Genomic DNA, 21039 nt, shown 5'->3' with positions numbered 1-21039 from the left:
CAGCATGCGCAGTTTCATGCTCACAGACAAGACGGTCGCACCGCCATTGTGCAGAAGCGTGAATGGGATCACTGAAAGGGGGAGCCTGCGCCCATTCTCGTTAGCACAAGCGGGTCCCGTGCAGTACACTGCGGCCCGTCGAGAAGAGGGGAAGATGATGACGACTATGCTGGAGGTGGCGAAGCGGGCAGGGGTGTCGAAGGCGACTGTCTCCCGGGTGCTGTCGGGCAATGGCTATACCAGTCAGGAGACCCGGGATCGGGTGTTCCAGGCCATAGAGGAGAGCGGCTATCGCCCCAACCTGCTGGCCAGGCAGCTGGCTACCAAAAACACCCAGACCCTGGGGCTGGTGGTGACCAACACCCTCTATCACGGCGTCTATTTCAGCGAGCTGCTCTCCCACGCGGCGCGCTTGACCGAAGACAGGGGCCGGCAGCTGATCCTGGCCGATGGCAAGCACAGCGCCGAGGAGGAGCGACAGGCCATCCAGTACCTGCTCGACTCCCGCTGTGACGGCGTCATCATCTACCCGCGTTTTCTCAGCGTCGAGGAGATGGACGAGCTCATCGAGCAGCACTCCCAGCCCATCATGGTGCTCAACCGGCGGCTGCGGCGCCACCCGGCGCACTGCGTCTACTCCGATCAGCAGGCTGCCGCCGCGGCCGTGGTGGAGAGGCTGGTCGAGATGGGGCACAGCGACATCGCCTTCATCACGGGCTCGGCGGATTCCCCCACCGGCATGGAGCGCCTCGCCGGCTACCGCGAGGCCCTTGCCCGGCACGGCATTTCCGTGCAAGAGGCGCTGATCGCCCCCGGCAAGTGGACCCCCGCCTGCGGCGCGGCCGCCGTCTCGACCCTGCTGGCGCGCGGGGTGAGCTTCAGTGCCCTGATCGCCAGCAACGATGACATGGCGATCGGCGCCATCAAGCAGTTGCACGAGTGCGGCGTGTCGGTGCCGGAGCAGGTCTCCGTGGTGGGGTTCGACGACATCGCCCTGGCTCCCTACGTCATTCCGTCGCTGGCCAGCGTCAAGATGCCGGTGACCGAGATGATCCAGGAGACCATCAGCCGGCTGATCACCATGGTGGAGGAGGGGGAGCCCGAGGCGCTGCCCTCTTTCAGTGGCAAGCTGGTCCGGCGCGATTCCCTCAAGCGCCTGCTGGAGTGAGGCTGCCTCTGTGCTGGGCAGGCGGGGCGGGATCCGTTAGCATGGGCCCCCTTCGCGGGCCTCGCCCGCCGTATCAATAAATGCCAATCAAGACCAACCAGAGAGTGCAAGAGTTCAGATGGATGACCTGCTAGCCCCCGTGCGCCAGTTCCTGCATTGCGAGACCCCGGATGAGTGGGTGGAGATGGCGCGGGACCCCGCCCAGTTGCCGACCCTGCTCATCGATCACGCCAACTGCGAGAACAAGGCCGCCCTGACGGCCCACAGCCTGGTGCGTCGCTACTGCCTGCCCAAGGAGAAGCGCCACCTGCTGCCCAAGCTCGAATTTTACCGTGAGCTGGATGCCATCCCCGAGAAGGCCGAGATCCTCGGCAAACGCACCATGGGCGAGTCAGACAGAAGCGTGTTCGCCGAACTCGAGCGCAACCCCCTGCTGTTCCCCATGGTGCGGCTCATTCAGGAGGAGCTGCATCACTTCGAGCAGGTGCTGGAGATCATGCAGGCCCGCGGCATCCCCTACGGGCCCGTCACCGCCTCCCGCTATGCCCGCAGCCTGCTGGCCCACGTGCGCACCTACGAGCCGGCGGCCGTGGTGGACAAGATGATCATCGGCGCCTACATAGAGGCGCGCTCCTGCGAGCGCTTTGCCAAGATTGCCCCTCACCTGGACGAGGAGCTGGGCCGCTTCTATGTCTCCCTGCTGCGCTCGGAGGCGCGCCATTACCAGGACTATCTGGCACTGGCCGAGCAATATGCCGGGGAGGATATCAGCGAGCGGGTCGCCTATTTTGGCCGGATTGAAGCCGAGCTTATCTGCTCGCCGGACCCGCAATTCAGGTTCCATAGCGGCCTGCCTGTCAGATCTGACAGTTGTTGAGCCCAAAGGGGCTGCCTACTATCTCGGTGTTCCTACTACGAGCGACGCAATCACTTTTTTGAGCGCAATCCCCCGGCGACTGATGTGACATCAGGCCGGGTTTTTTTATGCCCGGCCCATGGGCCGGAGGGGGAGCGGCTGGGGATCAGCGGCGGTATTCGTTGTTGTAGTTCTGAATGAGGCGGCGGGTCACGTCGTGCTGGGGATCGGCGAAGACCCGCAAGGTCTTGCCGCGCTCAACCACCCGGCCCTCGTGCATCACCAGCACCTCGTCGCTGATGTGGCTGACGATGCCCAGATCGTTGGCCACCAGCACATAGCTCAGCCCCATGGTCTCCTGCATCTCCAGCAGCAGGTTGATGATCTGGGAGCGCACCGAGATGTCCAGAGTGGAGAGCGCCTCATCCGCGACCACGATTTTCGGGTTGAGGATCAGCGCCCGCGCCAGCCCCACTCGTTGCTGCTGACCGGCGGAGAGCATCTGGGGGTAGAAGAGCGCGTGATCCGCCAGCATGCCCACCATGCGCAGGGTCTGGATCACCTTCTCCCGGCGCTCCTCCTCGCTCAGGGCCGTGTTGAGGCGCAACGGCGTCTCCAGGATCTGGCCGACCCGAATTTTTCGGTTGAGCGAGGTGTTGGGGTCCTGGAAGATCATCCGCAGCAGCTTGCAGCGGGTCTGATAGTCACCATGAACCAGGGGCTGCCCCTCGATGGCGATCTCGCCGCCGCTCGGCTCTATCATGCCGGCCAGGATCCGCGCCAGCGTGCTCTTGCCCGAGCCCGCCTCCCCGACGATGGCCAGGGTCTGGCCCACTCCGAGATCAAACGACAGGGGCTTGATGGCCTCCACCGCCTGGCGCCGGAACAGGCCGGTGCGGTTCTGATAGGTCTTGCACAGGCCCCTGACCTGCAACAGGGCGGGTTCGATCACAGGCTTGGCTCCTTCATGACGACATTCACGATCAGGCTCATTTCTTTGGCTCTTCCATGTTCAGCGGGAAGTGGCAGCTGGGGCATGGAATGGTGATGACTCGGGTTCATTTCTTCGGCTCTTCCATGTTCAAGGGGAAGTGGCAGCTAAACTGGTGTCCCTTGACCTTGCTCATCAGCGGGGTCTGCACGCACTGCTTCTGGGCGTAGGGGCAGCGGGGGCCGAGGCGGCAGCCGATGGGCAGGTGCTGCAGGGGGGGGATCACCCCGGGCAGGGTCTCGAGCCGGGACTTGTGGCGCACCAGCTTGTCGAAGTCGGGAATGGACTTGAGCAGGGCGTCCGTATAGGGGTGACGGGGGGATTCGAGGATCTGATCCCGGGTGCCCACTTCCACCATCTGGCCGCAGTACATGATATTGATGGTGTCGGTCAGGTTCGCGATGGCGGCGATGTCGTTGCTGATGATGAGGATGGTGGTGTTGCCCAGCTTGTTCATCTTGTCCAGCAGCCGCAGGATCTGGGAGTGGGTGGTGGACTCCATGGCGCTGGTGGGCTCGTCCGCCACCAGCAGCCGCGGCTGGTTGGCGATGGCCATGGCGATCATCACCTTCTGGCACATGCCATCCGACAGCTCGTGGGGATAGGCCCGCATCACCTTGCGGTGATCCTTGACCCCGACCCGGTGCAAGAGGGCGATGGCCCGCTTCTTGCGCCACTGGAAGCGCTGCCAGAACTTGCCGGCGAAGGCGCTGGTGGGGATGGCCTCTTCCAGCTGGGTGCCTATCTCCTCCGAGGGGTCGAGGCAGCTGATGGGGTCCTGGAAGATCATGGCGATCTCCCGGCCCATGATGCGGCGCCGCTCCTTGGGGGCCATGGTCAGCAAGTCCATGTCGTTGAAGCGCATCCGGTCGGCGCGCACCGTCCAGTTGTCCTTCTGGATGCCGACGATCACCTTGGCCACCAGGCTCTTGCCCGAGCCCGATTCTCCTACCAGACCGCGGATCTCCCCCTCGTTCAGGGTCAGGCTGACCCTGTCCACCGCCTTGACCTTGCCCTGGGGGGTGTCGATCTCTATGGTCAGGTTACGTATATCAAGCAAGGGCATGATGATTTCCCCCTTTTAACGGCGCGAGGGTGACTGTATCGGCTCGTGACGGCAGGGCCTGAACGCTGCACCGGCGTGAACCCGGAACCATTAGGCTGCCTCTCTTCAATGATACCCCCATCAGTCGTTCCCCTCTTTAAGCGCTTCGCGAATGCCTTCACCCACCAGCGATGGGTTGACCAGCACGCCGCACAGCCATGGGCGAAGAACAAGGGTGAGCATGCCTTTCTTCGGCATAGAACATTGCATCAGTCGTTCCCTTCTTTGAGCGCTTCGCGAATGCCTTCACCCACCAGCGATGGGTTGACCAGCACGCCGTACAGCCATGGGCGGAGAACAAGGGTGAGCATGCCTTTCTTCGGCATAGAACATTGCATCAGTCGTTCCCTTCTTTAAGCGCTTCGCGAATGCCTTCACCCACCAGGTTGGTCACCAGCACGCTGAACAGAATGGCCATGCCCGGCAGGGTCACCGTCCAGGGGGCCAGATAGATGAGATCGCTCGAATCCGCCAGCATGGCGCCCCACTCCGGCTGGGGTGACTGGGCCCCGAGGCCGAGGAAGCCCACCGCCGAGATATCCAGGATGGCGGCAGAGAGGGTGCGGGTGGTCTGGGTCACCAGGGTTTCCACTATGTTCGGCAGTATGGCCAGACGCATGATCCGCAAGGGGGGCGAGCCGTCGAGGCGGCTCGCGATGATGTACTCCTTCTGCATCTCGGCGTGGACGGCATTGTAGGTCGCCCGGATGAAAGGCGGTATCAACGCCAGCGTGATGGCGATCAGGGTGTTGAACAGCCCGGGCCCCAGGATGGCGACCACTATGATGGCCAGCAGCAGGGAGGGGATGGAGAGCAGGGTATCGAGCAGGTGATGGAGCACGCTCGACTTCACCCCCTTGCTCATGCCGCCGAGGATGCCGATGGCGGAGCCGACGAGGAGCGCTATCACCACCACCAGCAAGGCGTTGCCGAAGGTGAGGCGGGCCCCCACCACGAGGCGGGAGAGGATGTCGCGGCCCAGATCGTCGGTGCCGAGGAAGTAGTCGATGTTCCCCGTGCTGGCCCAGGAGGGGGCCAGCAGCAGGCGGCCGCTGTGCTGATCATCGATGCCGTAGGGCACCACCAGGGGACCCACCAGGGTGATGAGCAACAGCAGGCCGAAGCACCAGAGCCCCCCCATGGCCAGCGGATTGCGGCGATAGGAGGCCCAGGTCTGCTCCAGGGGGGAGAGGATCCTGAGCTCCGGATAGATGTTCGATTTATCGTGCATGATGCAGGCTCCAGCCCTGACCATGAGCGGGGTCAGTCTTGTGTTGCATAGGGTGTCTTGCGCCTTGGCGGGCAAGGGGGGCGCATATGCGGCAGTGTCTTGTCAAAGGGCCCCAATCAGTCTTGTTTTGCATGGCGTTCTTTGCGCCGTGCCGGATACAGCATAAAGGGGGTGAGCAGCGCGAGGCCGACATGCTGGCGTCTGTGCCGCTGTGGGCATACTCAGTCTTGTTTTGCATAGAGTTCTTTGCGTCGTGCCGGATACATGATGGTGGTCAGCAACTCGGTGCTGACGCTGATGAAGATGACGAAGCTGGCCACCACCAGGAAGGCGCCGCGGATGGCGGCATAGTCCTGCAGCGCTATGCTGCTCACCAGCCAGCGGCCGATCCCGGGCCAGTCGAACACCACCTCGGTGATCATGGCGGAGGTGAGCACGCTGCCGAGCTGCAGGCCGAGCAGGGGCAGCACGGGGGGCAGGGCGTTCTTGAGGCCGTGGCGCCAGACGATCTGGCGGCGAGAGAGACCACGGCTGGCGGCGGCCTTGATGTAGTTCTGCTTCATCACGTCGATGAGGGAGCTGCGCACGTGGCGGATCACCTCGGTGGTGGGCACCACGGCCAGCACCAGGGAGGGCAGCACCAGGTGGCGCAGGGCGTCACGCAGTGCCGCCTCGCGCCAGGGCTCCTGGCTCATCAGCACGTCGACGATGGCGATCCCCGTGATGGAGGGGACGTCGTAGAGCAGGCTGATCTGGCCGGAGGAGGGGAGCCAGCCGAGATCCAGGGAGAAGAACATCACCATCAGCAGCGCCAGCCAGAAGACGGGCACGGCGTAGCCGATGAGGCCGGCGGCCATGATGGAGAGATCCAGGCTGCGCCCCTGATAGAGGGCCGCCAGGGTCCCGAGCGGGATCCCCACCAGCAGCGAGATGGCAAAGGCCGCGAGACAGAGGGTCAGGGTCGCCGGGAAGTAGTGACGGATCTCGTCCAGCACCGGCAGGCCGGAGACGCTGGAGAGGCCGAAGTCGCCGATGGCGATGCGCTGCAGGAAGTCCGGGTAGCCGTGCCAGAAGTCAAGCACCTGGCCGATGAGGCGAAACTCCAGCAGGTAGGCCCCCATGGTCAGCACCAGCAGGGTGATCACCAGCAGGGTGATGCGGCGCAGAATATAAAAAAACATGCTTATGCCTCCGCGCCGGGCTGCGTCGATGGGAAGGGAGGCCAGATGCCAGCTGTGGAATGGATGTCAGCCATGTTCACTCCCGATGGGCCTGGTTGAAGGTGGTGCCGCCAAAGGGCATGAGGGTCAGTCCCTGGATGTCGCTGCGGCTCACCTGGGTGCGCAGGGCATGGGCCAGCGGGATGAGCGGCAACTGTTCGCCCAGCAGGGACTGGGCATAGTAATAGTTGCGCAGACGGAACGCGAGTTGCGGTGTGGTCACCGCATCGTCCAGCAGCTGATCGAAGGCGGGGCTGCACCAGCGGCTGTAGTTGTTGCCCCGCTCGACGGCGGCGCAGCTCAGCAGCTGGCGGAAGAAGTTGTCCGGGTCCGCGTTGTCGGCGATCCAGCCGGAGAGCAGGCTGTCATATTGCCCCTTGGCGAGCCGGGTCTCGATGACCGGCCAGGCCTGCTGCACTATCTTGAGCTTCACCCCTATCTTGGCGAGATCGCTGCGCATCAGCTGGGCCGTCTTGAGGCCGTCCGGGTTGTAGGGGCGGGCACCGGGCTGCACCAGCACCTGCATCTCGAACCCGTTCGGGTAGCCGGCATCCCTGAGCAACTGGCGGGCGAGCTTCAGATCGGGCTTGCGCTGGGTCAGGGAGGGGTTGTAGCCCCAGGAGAGCGGCGGCAGCAGGCTGGCGGCAGGCTGACCGGTCTCGAAATAGACCGCCTGCAGCAGGTTCTGCACATTGATGGCACTGGCCAGTGCCTGGCGCACCTGCACCTTGTTGAAGGGGGCCTTGCGGGTATTGAGGGCGAGGAAGGCGACGTTCATCCCCGACTGCACCGACAGAGTGAGGTGGGAGTCCTTGCCTATCACCGACAGCTGGCTGGCGGAGGGAGTGCTCATCACGTCGCACTCGCCGGTCAGCAGCTTGGCGAGCCGCTTGGACGACTTGGGGGTGATGTCGTAGATGAGCTGCTCAATTTTCGCCTCGCCGCCCCAGTAGCCGGGGTGGCGCAGGTAGCGCACGAACTCGTTGTGACGATACTCCTTGAAGCTGAAGGGCCCTGTGCCTATGGGCCGGCTGTCCAGCAGCTCCGGGGTGCCTGCCTTGTCCATCTGCTCGCCATATTCGGCCGAGAGCACGATGGCGTAGTCGCTGGCCAGGGTCGCGAGGAAGGAGGCATCCGGCCGGTTCAGCTCGAACACCACCTCATGGGGGCCCTTCTTGTAGACCCGCTTGATGAGGCTGCCGAGCCCCAGGCTGTGGAAATAGGGGTACTCGCCACCCGAGATGCGGTGGAAGGGGTGGTGCTCGTCCAGCAGGCGATGATAGGTGAAGAGCACGTCGTCGGCGTTGAAGTGGCGCGTCGGGTTGAACCAGGGGGTGCGATGGAAGGTCACGCCCTTGCGCAGCGTCAATGTATAGGAGAGGCCATCCTCGCTGCTGCGCCAGTGGGTGGCGAGGCCCCCCTCGATGCTGAGGGTATTGGCATTGACCTCGAGCAGGCGATCGTAGAGCGGGCGGGCGCTGGCATCCAGGGTCGCCTCTGAATTGGCAAGCTGCGGGTTGAAGGACCTGGGCGCCCCGTCGGCACAATAGATGAGTCCGGTCCTGGAGGCATCGTCTTGTTTCTGACAGCCGGTGACCAGTACCAGGAGACCGAGCAGCAGTGGTGTGAGCATTCTCATGTTGGAACCATGTTTTCAGACAGAGTTGCCCGCCAGAGGGCGGGCGCGTTGCGGGATCCTGCCGGGCAGGGCATCCCATCGGGGGGCGCGAACCTCCCCCTCGTCAATTCCCTCGAGCAGCGGGTATTTACCTGGCATGTCTCGACGGGGGTGATGGCAAAGGGTCAGTCGTTGTCCGCATTGCCATTGTTGTCATCCTCCACGAGCAGCTGGTATTTGCACAGCATGCTCCGGAACGGGTGGTGGCAAAGGGTCAGTCGTTGTCCGCATTGCCATTGTTGTCATCCCCCTCGAGCAGCTGGTATTTGCGCAGCATGCCCCTGAACTGGTGATAGCTCAGGGTCAGCAATTGGGCGGCTTTGCGCTGATTATACTGGGATTGCTGCATCGCTTGCTTGAGTAAATTAATCTCGTATTCCGCCACCGCCCCCTTGAGATCCAGCGGCAGGCTCATGGCCTGGGGGCCGCTTGCCGAGGCCGCCTCGGTGGCCACCGGGGACGGGCTGCCGGTCCGGGGGCGCCAGGGGGAGTCGAAGGGGTTGATCACCAGCTCAGAGAGCGGCAACTGCGGATTGCCCTGACGGTAGAGGCTGCGCTCCACCACGTTCTTGAGCTCCCGCACGTTGCCGGGCCAGGGGTAGTCTTGCAGCAACTGGGTCGCCTTGCGGGAGAAGCCGGCAAACAGCGGATACCCCAGCTCCCGGGTCATGCCGTGGGCGAAGTGCTCCGCCAGCATCAGTATGTCTTCGCGCCGCTCCCGCAGCGGAGGCAGGGTGATGACATCGAAGGCCAGCCGGTCCAGCAGATCGTGACGAAACTGTCCCCGGGCCGCCAGCTGCGGCAGATCCTCGTTGGTGGCGCACACCAGGCGCACATCCACCTTGAGCGCCTTGGCGCCGCCTACGCGCTCGAACTCCCCGTACTCGATGACCCGCAGCAGCTTCTCCTGCACCCGGGCGCTGGTGGTGGCCAGCTCGTCGAGGAACAGGGTGCCGCCATCGGCCCGCTCGAAGCGACCCTGGTGACGCTTGGCGGCGCCGGTGAAGGAGCCCGCCTCGTGGCCGAACAGCTCGGTTTCCAGCAGGCTCTCGCTCAAGGTGGCGCAGTTGATGGTGACAAAGCTTTGATCCCAGCGATCCGAGAGATAATGTAGGCGGTGGGCGATGAGCTCCTTGCCGGTCCCCCGCTCGCCGATGATCAGCACAGGTTTGCGCAGGGGGGCGAGTCGCGAGGCCTGCTCGATGATTTCTAGAAACGCGTTGGACTCACCCAACAGACTTTCCGTGGCCGTGGTCATCCTGATCCCTGTTCGTTGAAAAATCTGGTTAATCTTACCAAAAGTTGGTTATTTTAATCATCTCTTGTTCCGGGCGTCTTGAAACTCATGGAGAGTGCCCATATAAATCAACAAGTTAATTATTGTTCCAGATTGGCACACAAGTTGCCATTGTCAATGGAGAAACAACCCAATGCCCATCACAGGAGTAGAACCATGAGTATTTTTTCCCGCCTGGCCGACATCATCAATTCCAATCTGACGTCCCTGCTCGACAAGGCCGAGGATCCCCAGAAGATGGTGCGCCTGATCATCCAGGAGATGGAAGATGAACTGGTGAAGGAGCGCTCCAACCTGGCCCGCTTCCTCGCCAACCAGAAAGAGATCGGCCGTCAGGTCAGCCGCCATCAGGAGCGGGTGAACGAATGGCAGGCCAAGGCCGAGCTGGCCCTGACCAAGGGGCGCGAGGATCTGGCCCGGGCCGCCCTCATCGAGAAGAACAAACAGAGCGAGCTGGCCGAGGCGCTCTATCGCGAGCAGCAGGCGGTGGACAGCGGCATCGACAAGCTGGGCGACGAGATCCGCCAGCTGGAAGCCAAGCTCGAAGACGCCCGTGCCCGCCAGAAGGCGATGGCCATTCGCAGCGAAGCGGCCAGCAGCCGCCTGAACGTGCAAAGCCAGGTGGCCCGTGGCGACAGCCAGGCCGTGGTCAGCAAGTTCGAGCGCATGGAGCGCCGCATCGACGAGATGGAAGCCCGTGCCGATCTGGGACAGTCCGACAAGGCCCTGGCCCAGCAGTTTGCCGAGCTGGAAGCGGACGATCAGATCAGCCGCGAACTGGAGGCCATGCGCCAGAAGCTGGGCCAGAGCGACACAGCCTCGAAAGGAGAGTGATGAATGGAAGACATTCTTGGGATATTGGCGACGCCACTCATCGTCTTCATGGTCATAGTGGCCCCCATCTGGCTGGTGCTGCACTATCGCGCCAAGGGCCGGATTGGGGCGGGTCTCGCCGACAATGAGCGGGAGCAGTTGCAAGGCTTGCTGGTCCGTGCCGAGAAGATGCAGGAGAGAGTCGGGGCCCTGGAATCCATTCTGGATGCCGAGGTCCCGGGCTGGAGGAACAGGGTATGAATACCATCCATTGCTGCCATCACATGCAGCCTGCGTCGGTCGGTACACCGGGTTTCATTCCGGATGCCGAGGTCCCCGGTTGGAGGAACAAGGTATGAGCGCCTCGAATAACTCTCGCAATCTCTACCGGGATCCCCAGAAGGGCAAGATAGCCGGCGTCTGCGCCGGCCTTGCCGACTACTTCGGGGTGGAGACCTGGATAGTGCGGCTGCTGGCCATCAGCGGCCTCATCTTCGCCGGTTTCATCACCTTCACCGCCTACATAGCCGCCTGGTTTCTGCTCGACAAGAAACCTGTCACCCTGTTTGGGGAGCAGGAGGCGGACTTTGCCGAGGTGCGCATGAAGGCGCGCAGCTGGCAGGCCGGCGTCACTCCCCATCAGGCGCTCGGTCGCATCGCCCAGGAGCTCGACGCGCTCGAGCCAAGGGTGCAGCGTCTCGAGAAGCTGGTGACCTCCAAGGAGTTCACCCTGCAGCGCGAGTTCAGCAAGCTGTAAGTACCGCAAGGGCGCGAGGCTGTTGCCCCGGCCCTTATCCCATGGTTCGGCTGTGACAGGAGAAATAGACCCGCCTTGATACGCAACAAACTCGAACAGTCATGGTCTGTGCTGCAGCACAAGGCCTTTGAGGTGGTGAACCGGGCTCGGGATCGCCACATCCGGCTGGCGGTCACCGGCCTGTCGCGCAGCGGCAAGACCGCCTTCATCACGGCGCTGGTGAACCAGCTGGAGCACGCCGCCATCGACGGCCGTCTGCCCCTGTGGGATGCCCATCGTCAGGGGCGGATCCTCGGCGCCCGCCGGGTTCCCCAGCAAAACGCCCACATCCCCACCTTCCCCTACGAGCGGGGCCTCGATGCCCTGTTTGGTGACCCTCCCGATTGGCCAGAGCCGACACGTGGGGTGGCCGAGGTGCGCCTGGAAATCCGTTACCGCACCCGCCACCCCTTGCGCCGGCACCTGGGGGAGATCTCCACCCTCTATGTGGATCTGGTGGACTACCCCGGCGAGTGGCTGCTGGACTTGCCGCTGCTGGATCTGAGCTACGAGCAGTGGAGCGAGCAGGTGGCAACCCAGTTGCGTCGCCCCGAGCTGCAGGCCCTGGCCGCCGACTGGCTGACCCCCGGCTGGCAGGCCGAGCAAGCCTTCGAGGAGCGGCCGGCCTGCGAGCTGGCGGCCCGTTACACCGACTATCTGCACGCCTGCAAGCAGGAGCTCGGGCTGCACCTCATCCAGCCGGGCCGTTTCGTGCTGCCGGGGGAGTATGCCGGGGCGCCGCTGCTGCAATTCGTGCCCTGGGTGTGGGACAAGCCAGCCCGGGAGCCCGCCGATGGCACCCTCTACGCCACCTTCAAGCAGCGCTTCGAGCAGTACAAGCAGCACCTGGTGCAGGGTTTCTACGAGCAGCACTTCGCGGGCTTCGATCGCCAGATAGTGCTGGTGGACTGCCTGGCGCCCCTCAACGCCGGGGCCGCCAGCTTTGGCGACATGCAGCAGGCCATCGCCCGCATCATGGAGAGCTTCGCCTATGGCAAGAGCAACTGGTGGCGCCGGCTGTTCTCCCCGCGCATCGACAAGCTGCTGTTCGTGGCGAGCAAGGCCGATCACGTCACCCCGGAGCAGCACGGGCCCCTGGTCTCCCTGCTCCAGCATCTGGTGAGCAGCGGCCGGGGTCAGGCCCGTTTCGAGGGGATAGAGACCGAATGCCTGGCGCTGGCCGCCATCAAGGCCACCGAGGTGGGCAAGGGGGTCGCCAATGGTCGCGAGTTTCCGGCCATTCGCGGCACCAGCCTGGCCGGGGAGCCGCTCTTGCTCTTCCCGGGGGAGGTGCCACCCCATATTCCACCCGCTCAGTGGTGGCACACCCAAGGCTTCGATTTTCAGGCATTTCGCCCCATGCCCATGAGCGCCCATCAGGCGCTGCCCCATATCCGGCTGGACGCGGCACTGGAGTTCCTGCTCGGGGATCACCTCGAATAACCGGCGCCGCACCAAGGAGCAGACAACAAGATGAACGATCAGACAACACAGAAGGTGCCGCTGCAAGGCAAGGAGATCCTGGAGCCGACCCTGTCGGTGGCGAGCGAGACGCCGCCCCCGGCCCCGGCCCAGCGGCTGGAAGAGGAGAGCTTCGAGCCTCTGGAGGCGCTGGATGAGTTCACCGAGGTCGAATCCGCACTCACTGTCAGGCCTCGCCGTCGCCATCGCCTGCTGGCCTGGGGACTGGGGGCGGTCGGCCTGCTCTCCCTGGGCCAGTTTGGCGCCTTCCTCTACGACCAGTTTCTCACCACCCCGCTCTGGGGCGGCGCCTGGCTGCTGGCGTCGGGTCTGGTGGCGGTGGGCACGGCCGGCGTGGTCGGGCGCGAGTGGCTGCGGCTGCGCACCCTCAAGCGGCGCCAGGATGTGCGCTCAAGGGCCGAAGATCTGCTCGCCCATCAGGGGGTGGGGCAGGGGCAGGCATTCTGCGAGGCCCTGGCCGAGAAGAGCGGCGACAAGGGGCGGGAGGGGTATAACACCTGGCTGGCCCAGCTCGACGAGAGCCACAGCGATCGGGAGGTGCTGACCCTCTACAGCCAGCTGGTGCTGGGGGAGCGGGATAAACTCGCCCAGGCCAGGGTCGCCAAGTGGTCGGGGGAGGCCGCCGTGCTGGTGGCCCTGAGCCCGCTCGCCACCGTCGACATGATGCTGATGCTGTGGCGCAACCTGCGGATGATCGAGGACATCGCCGATGTCTACGCCATCGAGCTCGGCTACTGGAGCCGCATTCGCCTCATCCGCCAGGTGTTTCGCAACATGCTCTACGCCGGTGCCACCGAGCTGGTGACCGAGGTGGGGATGGACTTGCTGGGAGCCGAGCTCACCGCCAAGCTCTCCGCTCGCGCCGCGCAAGGGGTGGGGGCCGGCCTGCTCACCGCCCGCCTGGGCCTGCGCACCATAGAGGCGTGCCGCCCGCTGCCCTGGTGTGCGGACGAGAAACCCAGGCTCGGGGAGCTGCGCAAGCGGCTTGTCGGCCAGCTGGCGGGCTATCTTCGCAAGTCATAGCGCCATTCAAGGGCGGGGATCACCCTGCCTGATCCTTCCTCGTGCGGGCCGTTTGCACCACCACAGCGCCCCGGGAAAGCAGATCTGGATGTCACAAATTATTTACATCTGTGGCAGGCTGCCGACCTCGGGGTCGGCTGCTTTTTTGCTGGGCAAGCCGTTACAGTGATCCTGAAGAGCAACGACAAGGGGCCTCTAGGGGCAGGAGATGGCAGGGATCATGGCAAGCCGCTACACAGCACACCAACCGGACCTTCAAGGCGTCATCCACTACTCGGAGGAAGAGCAGGGGACCTGGCAGATCCTGATCGCGCGCCAGCTCGCGGCGCTCGAGGGCAAGGCCTGCGACGCATACAGGGCGGGGCTGGAGAGGCTGGCACTGCCCCGTGATCGCATCCCGCAACTGGGGGAGATCAACGCCGCCCTGACCCCCACCACCGGCTGGTCGGTGGCCGCCGTGCCCGCCCTCATCTCCTTTGATCGCTTCTTTGCCCTGCTCGCTGATCGCCAGTTTCCGGTGGCCACCTTCATCCGCCGCCGGGACGAGCTCGACTACCTGCAGGAGCCCGACATCTTCCACGAGATCTTCGGCCACTGCGCCATGCTGACCAACCCCGCCTTTGCCCACTTCACCCACCTCTATGGCCAGCTCGGGCTGAACGCCAGCAAGGAGGATCGGGTCTATCTGGCGCGGCTCTACTGGTTCACCGTGGAGTTTGGTCTCCTGCAGGAGGGGGAGGGGCTGCGCATCTACGGTGGCGGCATCCTCTCCTCCATCGGCGAGACCGCCTATGCCCTTTCCGGGCAGCCGGTGCTGCAACCCTTCGACCTGCTGGAGGTGCTGCGCACCCCTTATCGCATCGACATCATGCAGCCCGTCTATTTCGTGCTGCCAAGCCTGGATTGCCTCTACCGCCTGGGGCCGCAGGAGATCATGGCGGCGGTGGCCGAGGCCCGTCGCCTCGGCCTGCGTCCGCCCCGCTTTGCCCCGGCCCCTGGTCGGCAGGCGAGCTGAACCCGTTTTCAACCCATTGTATCGATGAAAGGAGTCCCGAATGTCTGAACTGGCAAACCAGCGGTGCGAAGCGTGCCGCGCCGATGCCCCCAGGGTGACCGAGCAGGAGCTGAGCGAGCTGATGCACGCCATCCCCGACTGGCAGCCCCTGGTGGTGAACGGCGAGCTGCAACTGAGGCGTGAATTTGCCTTTCGCAACTTCAAGGAGGCGCTGGCCTTCACCAACCGGCTGGGGGAACTGGCGGAGGCCGAGTTCCACCACCCGGCGATCCTGACCGAGTGGGGCAAGGTGACAGTGAGCTGGTGGACCCACAAGATAGGAGGATTACATCGCAACGACTTCATCATGGCAGCACGCACCGACGAGCTGCTGAAGTGAAGGCATCACCTGCGCCACCTCTCCATCGGATCTCACCGAGTGGACAATTTGGTGACAGTGAGCTGGTGGACCCACAAGATAGGCGGGTTGCACCGCAACGACTTCATCATGGCGGCACGCACCGACGAGCTGATGAAGTAACCGCGGCTTGACGCGAAGAAACAGGGCCTGCCCGGTGAAAACGGGGCAGGCCCGCATTTTTATGGGGGAGCGCTCGCACTGGCGGGATCGAGTCTGTATCATCCGGCTATTCAGAATGTTAGCTAGGAAGTGTGTGCCGAATGCGTCTTGAAGTCAGCTGTGAAGACCGTCTGGGCCTGACCCGGGAACTGCTCGACCGACTGGTGGAGCACAACATCGATCTGCGCGGCATCGAAATCGATACCTCAGGCATCATCTATCTCAATTTCCCCGAGCTGGAGTTTCGCGATTTCCAGCATCTGATGCCGGAGATCCGCCGCATTCCCGGCGTCTATGACGTCAAGACCATCCCCTACATGCCCTCCGAGCGAGAGCATCACGAGATAGAGGCCCTGCTCAAGGCGCTGCCGGATCTGGTCTTCTCCCTCGACAGCAAGGGACGGGTGACCCAGGCCAATCAGGCCGCCCTCACCACGCTGGCGCTGCCGCCGGAAGAGGTGCGCGGGGTGGCGCTCGGCTCCCTGGTCAAGGGCTTCTCCTTCGCCCGCTGGCTGGAGGCGAGCGAGATCAAGCCCCAGACCTGCAAACTCAGCCTCGGCGGCGAGGAGTACCTCGGGGATCTGATGCCGCTGTTCGTGGCAGAAGAGAAGGGCAAGCAGGCCCTGGCCGGCGCCGTGGTGGTGCTCAAGTCCGCCCGTCGGGTCGGCATGCACTTCAGCGCGCTCCACGCGGTGGAGGTGGGGGGCTTCGAGCACCTGCAGGCCGAGAGCCAGAAGATGAAGGAGGTGCTGGCCCAGGCCGCGAAACTCGCGATGCAGGATGCCCCCTTGCTCATCGTGGGGGAGACCGGCACCGGCAAGGAGCTGCTGGCCCGCGCCTGTCATGGCGCCAGCCTGAGATCCAGCCACCCCTTCATGGCGCTGAACTGCGCCGCCATGCCGGACAACGTGGCCGAGAGCGAGCTGTTTGGCTACGCCCCCGGCGCCTTTGGCAACAACACCGAGGGCAAGCGCGGGGTGCTGGAGCTGGCGAGCGGCGGCACCCTGATGCTGGACGAGATAGGGGACATGTCCCCCCATCTGCAGACCAAGTTCCTGCGGGTGCTGCAGGACGGGGTCTTTCGCCGAGTCGGGGACGAGCAGGAGGTGAGGGTCAACGTGCGCTTCATCTGCACCACCCAGAAGCAGTTGCTGGATCTGGTGCACGAAGGCAAGTTCCGGGAAGATCTCTACTACCGCCTCAATGTGCTGAGTCTGGCGCTGCCCCCCCTGCGCGAGCGCAAGGCGGACATCATGGCGCTGGCCCAGCAGTTCGTCTCCCGCTTCGCGAGCGAGTTGCAGCGCCCGCGCCCGCGCTTTACCCGCAACATGGCCGAGTACCTGACCGCCTACCGCTGGCCCGGCAATGTGCGCCAGCTGCGCAACTGCCTCTACCGGGCCATGACCCTGCTGGAAGGGGACGAACTCGGCCCCGAGCACGTTGACTTGCCGGTGGCGGCGGATGCCATGCCCCTTATCGACGAGTGGTTCGAAGGGGGGCTCGACGAGGCGGTGAAACGCTTCGAGAGCCGGCTGCTGGAGCGGCTCTACCCGGCCTTCCCCTCTACTCGCCAACTGGCCAAGCGGCTCGGGGTCTCCCATACCGCCATCGCCAACAAGCTGCGTGAATATGGGATTGGCAAGAAGTAACCCTGCAGGCGTGCCCCCGGGGCCGCCGTCCTGGTCTGTGGGGCGGCCCTCGCTGCGTCGGCCGGTGACGCAGCCAAGGTCAGGGCGGATAGGCAGCCGCTGGGCGGCTGATAAGCTCGGTGCGACTCCTCTCTGGCACTCCCTCCATGGGCGTCGGACCTCCCGGGTACCGACGTGGGCATAAGCGCGGGCATGATGCAGTTATTCTCCTCTTTTCGGATCCTGGCGTGGCTGACGCCCCTGTGCTGCCTCTGGGTGCTGGCCTGCGAGGCGGCGCCGGCGACCTCGGCGGAAGTGCGCAGCGAGCTGGTGCGGCAGACAGTGCTCGATATCCTGAGCTACACCCGCTGGCCCAGCGAGCCTGCCAGGTTGCGGCTCTGCGTGGCCGCGCCCACGGAATATGCGGCGTCGCTGCTCACCATCAGCCAGCAGGCCAATGGCCGCCCGGTGGATGTGCATCGCTACGAGGTCGACGATGAGGCGCTGATCCAGCGCTGCGATGTCATCTATCTGGGGGTGCTGGCCCCCGAGCAGCGGCTCTCCCTGTTCGAGCGTCTGCGGGGATACGCCATCCTCAGCATCAGCGAGCAGAGCAGCGAGTGCATCGCCGATGCGGTGTTCTGCCTGCAGGCCCGCAAGGAGAGGGTTCGTTTTCGGGTCAACCTGGATGCGCTGGCTCGCAGCGGCGTGCGGGTGCACCCGGCCGTGCTGAAGCTCGCAAGAGCGGATGAGGAGGCACGATGAGCGCCAGGATCCACACCGTCGCCCCGCGGCTCACCCTGCGCCAGAGCCTGGGGCGCACCCACATGATGATCTCCCTGACCGCCGTCTGCATGGCGGGCCTCTTCCTGACCATCACGGCGCTGCTGGCGCTGCGCCTCTATGCGGATCACAACCTCAAGCTGGTGGCGCGGGCCATCAGCTACACCGCGGAAGCGGCCGTGGTGTTCGATGACAAGGATGCGGCCAAGGATGCCCTCGAGGCCATCACCTCCCGGGAGGACGTGGCCAGCGCCAGCATTCTGCTGCCCGGCGGCCAGGTGCTGGCGAGCTGGCGCCGGGACATCACGACCCCCTGGACCAGTCTGGAGCAGCATCTGGCCCGCCAGATCCTGCCGGGGCCTGTGGAGCTGCCCATGGTGAGGGAAAACAAGGAGATAGGCCGAGTTCATCTGGTCGGCCATGGGCAATACCTGCTGCGCTTCCTGTTGCAGACCCTGATGGCGACCCTGGTGTGCCTGCTGCTCAGTATCCTGGGGGCGCTCTATGTGGCGCGCCGGATGCAGCGTTCCATCACGGCGCCCCTCAAGGCCCTGGCCGAGGTCGCCTACAACGTCAGCCGCCAGCGCGCCCTCAAGCAGCGGGTGCCGGCGGCCAATATCGCCGAGCTGCACGAGCTCGGGGTGGACTTCAATTCACTGCTCGACGAGCTGGAGGCCTGGCAGGCTCACCAGAAGCGCGAGAACGCCACCCTGCTGCACCAGGCAACCCATGATCCCCTCACCGGACTGCCCAACCGGGCGCTGTTCGAGGCGCGTCTGGGGCAGGCCATCCAGGCCGGGCGCACCCGGCAGGAGCGGTTCGCCCTGCTCTATCTGGACTGTGATCGCTTCAAGCAGATCAATGACAACCTGGGCCATGCCATAGGTGACGAGGTGCTCATCGCGCTGGCGCGGCGGGTACAGCATCAGCTCAGGCCCATGGACCTGGTGTGTCGCCTCGGGGGGGACGAGTTTGTGGTCCTGCTCTCCCCGGTGCATCAGGGGAGTGAGGTGCAGGAGGTCGTGATGCGGATCCAGCAGGCGATGAGCACCCCGGTGGTCTTGAGCGATGGTCGTCATCTGGGGGTCGGCATCAGCGTCGGTTCCGCCCTCTACCCCGAGCAGGGGGAGACGGCGGATGCCCTGTTACAGGCCGCCGACGGCGCCATGTATGAATCCAAACGACAACGCAGGGAGGGATCCGGAGACCATAAGGCAACCACTTGAAATTGATATTGAAAATAATGAAAGGACAAGAATGATGACGTTTTTCAACCTGATGAGAGCAGGCCTGTTCGCACTCTTGCTCGGTGGGCTGGCGGCTTGTCAGAGCGCCCCCCAGGGTCTCACCGAGGCGCAGATCGCCGCACTCAAGGAGCAGGGGTTTCACCTGACCGACGAGGGCTGGACCCTGGATATCTCCAACAAGGTGCTCTTTGCCAACAACGTGGGGGCCCTCAATCCTGGCACCCGCCAGGTGGTGGAAGCCTTGGGCAGGGCCCTGATTGAGGTGGGTCTGAACCGGGCCCGGGTAGACGGTCATACCGACTCCAACGGCGAGGCGGCCTACAACCAGCAGCTCTCGTTGAAACGGGCCCAGTCCGTGGCCGAGGTGCTGGCGTCTGTGGGCATGCCCGCAGCCAACCTGGACATCCGTGGACGGGGTGAAGAGGCGCCCATCGCCGATAACGGCACCGCCGCCGGGCGGGCGGAGAACCGCCGGGTCGCCATCATCATAGACAACGGCTGATCTGCCCAGCCAGCGTCAGCGCCCTGATCCTGCCGCCGGGATCCTTCCCTGGCCTGACCGCGTGTGTGCCACCACTCTCCCGCCGGAGAGTGGCTCTCTTCCTGCCACGCCTCCTGCATGATCCCGCTTTGCATGCTCTCTCGCGTCCAAGCAGAGGGATAAGATGACGCCCTCTCAATGTCCCTGACTTGATCCAGCACAACACAGAGCTCAACTGATATTCGTTATCATTTGCATTATTTCCAGACGGTAACCTGCCAGTGATGACGCCACAATTCACCCCGACCATGACGGGGCTCGCCACCCCGGATCCCCTGAAATTCGCCTTTGGCGCCAAGACCTCGGCCCATGCCAGTCGGGGCGGCGCAGCCCCCCTGACGCTGGACGACGCTGGCTGGCGAGCCTGGTGGCAGCGGACGAGCGAGGCCCAGGAGCGGGCGCTCTATATCCATGTTCCCTTCTGCCGCAAGCGCTGCAGCTTCTGCAACTTCTTCGAAAACGGCGCCAACCCGGCGCGCATGAGCCACTATATGGCGGCCTTGTGCGACGACCTGCAGCGGGCCGCCGAGTCTCCCTTTGGCCAGAGTCGCCCCTTCTCGGCCGTCTACGTGGGGGGCGGCACCCCGACCGACATGGCGGCGGCGGATCTGGGGCGGCTGGCCAGGGCCATTCGCGCCTTCCCCCTCACCCCGGATGCGGAGCTGACCCTGGAGGGGCGGCTCAACGGCTTCGATGACGAGAAGTGGCAGACGGCCCTGGCGGGGGGCTTCAACCGCTTCTCGTTCGGGGTGCAGAGCTTCAACACAGCAGTGCGCCAGCAGGCGGCCCGTTTCGACGACAGGGAGACACTGCTCGCCCGGCTGGGGGAGCTGACCCGGGATGACGAGGCGGTAATTGTTGCCGATCTTATCTTCGGCCTGCCGGGGCAGGATGACGCCCTGTGGCGCCAGGACATCGCGGACGTGATGGCCAGCGGCGTGCACGGGGTGGATCTCTACCAGCTCATCCCCATGCAGGGCACCAATCTGGAGCGGGCGCAAGAGAAGGGCCGGCTCGGCTGGTGTGCCGATGGCCAGCAGCGGGCGGCCATGTATGCCTATGGCGCCCACACCCTGGAGCAGGGGGGGTGGCAGCGGCTCTCCTGCAGTCACTGGCGACAAAGCGAGGCCGAGCAGAGCCGCTACAACCAGATGGCCAAACGCGGCGCCGAGATCCTCCCCTTCGGTGCGGGGGCGGGGGGCAACATCCATGGGCACGGCCTCATGTATGGCCGGGATCTAGGGGCCTGGCACGAGGCGCTGGCGGCCGGTCAGCGTGCCCCCGGCATGGTGATGAGGCCCAATCCCAGCGCGTCCATGGACGGCCTGCTGCGCGGTGGTCTCGATACCGGCTGGCTTGCCCTCGGGCGCTTGCCGTCTCCCTTGCGGGCCCATCTGCTGCCGCTCTTTGAACGCTGGCAACAGCACGGCCTGGCCGAGCTGACCGGGGAGACACTGGCGCTGACCCTGGCGGGGCGCTTCTGGAACGTCAATCTGCAGGCGGGCTTGTTCGAGTATCTGCAGTCAAATCCCCTGGGAGGGGAGGCGGCAACCCCCGCCGCTCATCCGGGCGGGGCCCGGCATCACTCGCGGGGGTAGCGGGCAGG

The 21039-nt window shown here is 64.6% G+C and carries 23 protein-coding genes; 15 read left to right on the top strand and 8 right to left on the bottom strand.

Going from position 1 to position 21039, the window contains the following annotated elements; translation table 11 throughout:
- Window positions 1-154 precede the first annotated feature (154 nt).
- Complete coding sequence (locus AC1IN8_RS02075; protein WP_479757889.1) at window positions 155-1168, top strand: LacI family DNA-binding transcriptional regulator; 1014 nt, start codon at window positions 155-157, stop codon at window positions 1166-1168.
- 118 nt (window positions 1169-1286) lie between these two features.
- On the top strand, window positions 1287-2045 hold the full coding sequence (gene miaE / locus AC1IN8_RS02070; RefSeq protein ID WP_005325367.1) for a tRNA isopentenyl-2-thiomethyl-A-37 hydroxylase MiaE: 759 nt from the start codon (window positions 1287-1289) through the stop codon (window positions 2043-2045).
- A 145-nt stretch (window positions 2046-2190) separates the two neighbouring features.
- Here the strand turns inward: miaE and AC1IN8_RS02065 are convergent, their stop codons facing one another.
- The 8 genes from AC1IN8_RS02065 to pspF form a co-directional block, all read right to left on the bottom strand.
- A complete protein-coding gene (locus AC1IN8_RS02065) occupies window positions 2191-2976 on the bottom strand; it encodes a peptide ABC transporter ATP-binding protein (protein ID WP_005325357.1) in 786 nt (261 codons plus the stop codon).
- Between the two features lie 106 nt (window positions 2977-3082).
- On the bottom strand, window positions 3083-4081 hold the full coding sequence (locus AC1IN8_RS02060; RefSeq protein ID WP_005325353.1) for a peptide ABC transporter ATP-binding protein: 999 nt from the start codon (window positions 4079-4081) through the stop codon (window positions 3083-3085).
- Between the two features lie 120 nt (window positions 4082-4201).
- Window positions 4202-4330: a hypothetical protein gene (locus AC1IN8_RS02055; RefSeq protein WP_479757888.1), complete on the bottom strand. Its 129-nt coding sequence runs from the start codon at window positions 4328-4330 to the stop codon at window positions 4202-4204.
- A complete protein-coding gene (locus AC1IN8_RS02050) occupies window positions 4330-4458 on the bottom strand; it encodes a hypothetical protein (RefSeq protein ID WP_319916931.1) in 129 nt (42 codons plus the stop codon). The genes AC1IN8_RS02055 and AC1IN8_RS02050 overlap by 1 nt, the downstream gene beginning before the upstream one ends.
- On the bottom strand, window positions 4458-5351 hold the full coding sequence (locus AC1IN8_RS02045) for an ABC transporter permease subunit (RefSeq protein ID WP_139435476.1): 894 nt from the start codon (window positions 5349-5351) through the stop codon (window positions 4458-4460). Before AC1IN8_RS02045 ends, AC1IN8_RS02050 begins: the two co-directional genes overlap by 1 nt.
- 221 nt (window positions 5352-5572) lie before the next feature.
- The gene (locus tag AC1IN8_RS02040) at window positions 5573-6532 is read right to left on the bottom strand and encodes an ABC transporter permease (RefSeq protein ID WP_139435478.1); all 960 of its coding nucleotides are present in this window, start codon (window positions 6530-6532) and stop codon (window positions 5573-5575) included.
- A gap of 76 nt (window positions 6533-6608) precedes the next feature.
- Window positions 6609-8204 carry an ABC transporter substrate-binding protein SapA gene (sapA, locus tag AC1IN8_RS02035; RefSeq protein ID WP_479758452.1) on the bottom strand — a complete coding sequence of 532 codons (1596 nt, stop codon included), beginning with the start codon at window positions 8202-8204 and terminating at the stop codon, window positions 6609-6611.
- A gap of 259 nt (window positions 8205-8463) precedes the next feature.
- Complete coding sequence (pspF, locus tag AC1IN8_RS02030) at window positions 8464-9507, bottom strand: phage shock protein operon transcriptional activator (protein ID WP_139435480.1); 1044 nt, start codon at window positions 9505-9507, stop codon at window positions 8464-8466.
- Window positions 9508-9702: 195 nt separating this feature from the next.
- Between pspF and pspA the strand changes: the two genes are divergently transcribed.
- From pspA to hutW, 13 genes are all read left to right on the top strand, one after another.
- Window positions 9703-10380, top strand: coding sequence for a phage shock protein PspA (gene pspA / locus AC1IN8_RS02025; RefSeq protein ID WP_106886961.1), 678 nt, complete (start codon window positions 9703-9705; stop codon window positions 10378-10380).
- A gap of 3 nt (window positions 10381-10383) precedes the next feature.
- Window positions 10384-10620, top strand: coding sequence for an envelope stress response membrane protein PspB (pspB, locus tag AC1IN8_RS02020; RefSeq protein ID WP_042650412.1), 237 nt, complete (start codon window positions 10384-10386; stop codon window positions 10618-10620).
- A gap of 94 nt (window positions 10621-10714) precedes the next feature.
- Window positions 10715-11116 carry an envelope stress response membrane protein PspC gene (gene pspC, locus AC1IN8_RS02015; RefSeq protein WP_202045366.1) on the top strand — a complete coding sequence of 134 codons (402 nt, stop codon included), beginning with the start codon at window positions 10715-10717 and terminating at the stop codon, window positions 11114-11116.
- 75 nt (window positions 11117-11191) lie between these two features.
- Entirely contained in the window at window positions 11192-12598 is a 1407-nt protein-coding gene (locus AC1IN8_RS02010; protein WP_319916933.1) for a YcjX family GTP-binding protein, read from the top strand.
- A 30-nt stretch (window positions 12599-12628) separates the two neighbouring features.
- Window positions 12629-13660, top strand: a complete 1032-nt coding sequence (locus AC1IN8_RS02005; protein WP_479757886.1) for a YcjF family protein — start codon at window positions 12629-12631, stop codon at window positions 13658-13660.
- Window positions 13661-13880: 220 nt separating this feature from the next.
- The gene (gene phhA, locus AC1IN8_RS02000) at window positions 13881-14675 is read left to right on the top strand and encodes a phenylalanine 4-monooxygenase (protein ID WP_319913741.1); all 795 of its coding nucleotides are present in this window, start codon (window positions 13881-13883) and stop codon (window positions 14673-14675) included.
- 40 nt (window positions 14676-14715) lie between these two features.
- The gene (locus AC1IN8_RS01995; RefSeq protein WP_265435606.1) at window positions 14716-15054 is read left to right on the top strand and encodes a 4a-hydroxytetrahydrobiopterin dehydratase; all 339 of its coding nucleotides are present in this window, start codon (window positions 14716-14718) and stop codon (window positions 15052-15054) included.
- A gap of 39 nt (window positions 15055-15093) precedes the next feature.
- A complete protein-coding gene (locus AC1IN8_RS01990) occupies window positions 15094-15195 on the top strand; it encodes a 4a-hydroxytetrahydrobiopterin dehydratase (RefSeq protein ID WP_202045374.1) in 102 nt (33 codons plus the stop codon).
- A gap of 140 nt (window positions 15196-15335) precedes the next feature.
- The gene (gene tyrR, locus AC1IN8_RS01985; protein ID WP_139437865.1) at window positions 15336-16883 is read left to right on the top strand and encodes a transcriptional regulator TyrR; all 1548 of its coding nucleotides are present in this window, start codon (window positions 15336-15338) and stop codon (window positions 16881-16883) included.
- Window positions 16884-17075: 192 nt separating this feature from the next.
- Window positions 17076-17627: a regulatory sequestration protein YfiR gene (yfiR, locus tag AC1IN8_RS01980; protein ID WP_139437875.1), complete on the top strand. Its 552-nt coding sequence runs from the start codon at window positions 17076-17078 to the stop codon at window positions 17625-17627.
- Window positions 17624-18871 (top strand): diguanylate cyclase DgcN/YfiN, encoded by a 1248-nt coding sequence (gene dgcN, locus AC1IN8_RS01975; RefSeq protein ID WP_479757885.1) that lies wholly within the window; start codon window positions 17624-17626, stop codon window positions 18869-18871. Before yfiR ends, dgcN begins: the two co-directional genes overlap by 4 nt.
- A gap of 34 nt (window positions 18872-18905) precedes the next feature.
- The gene (yfiB, locus tag AC1IN8_RS01970) at window positions 18906-19394 is read left to right on the top strand and encodes an outer membrane lipoprotein YfiB (protein WP_139437861.1); all 489 of its coding nucleotides are present in this window, start codon (window positions 18906-18908) and stop codon (window positions 19392-19394) included.
- A gap of 263 nt (window positions 19395-19657) precedes the next feature.
- Window positions 19658-21031 carry a heme anaerobic degradation radical SAM methyltransferase ChuW/HutW gene (gene hutW, locus AC1IN8_RS01965; RefSeq protein WP_479757883.1) on the top strand — a complete coding sequence of 458 codons (1374 nt, stop codon included), beginning with the start codon at window positions 19658-19660 and terminating at the stop codon, window positions 21029-21031.
- Window positions 21032-21039: the final 8 nt, after the last annotated feature.

Source organism: Aeromonas sp. 130281, from assembly GCF_056642115.1.
Note: the sequence above shows the minus strand (reverse complement) of the source record. Positions and strands in the feature narration are given on the sequence as shown.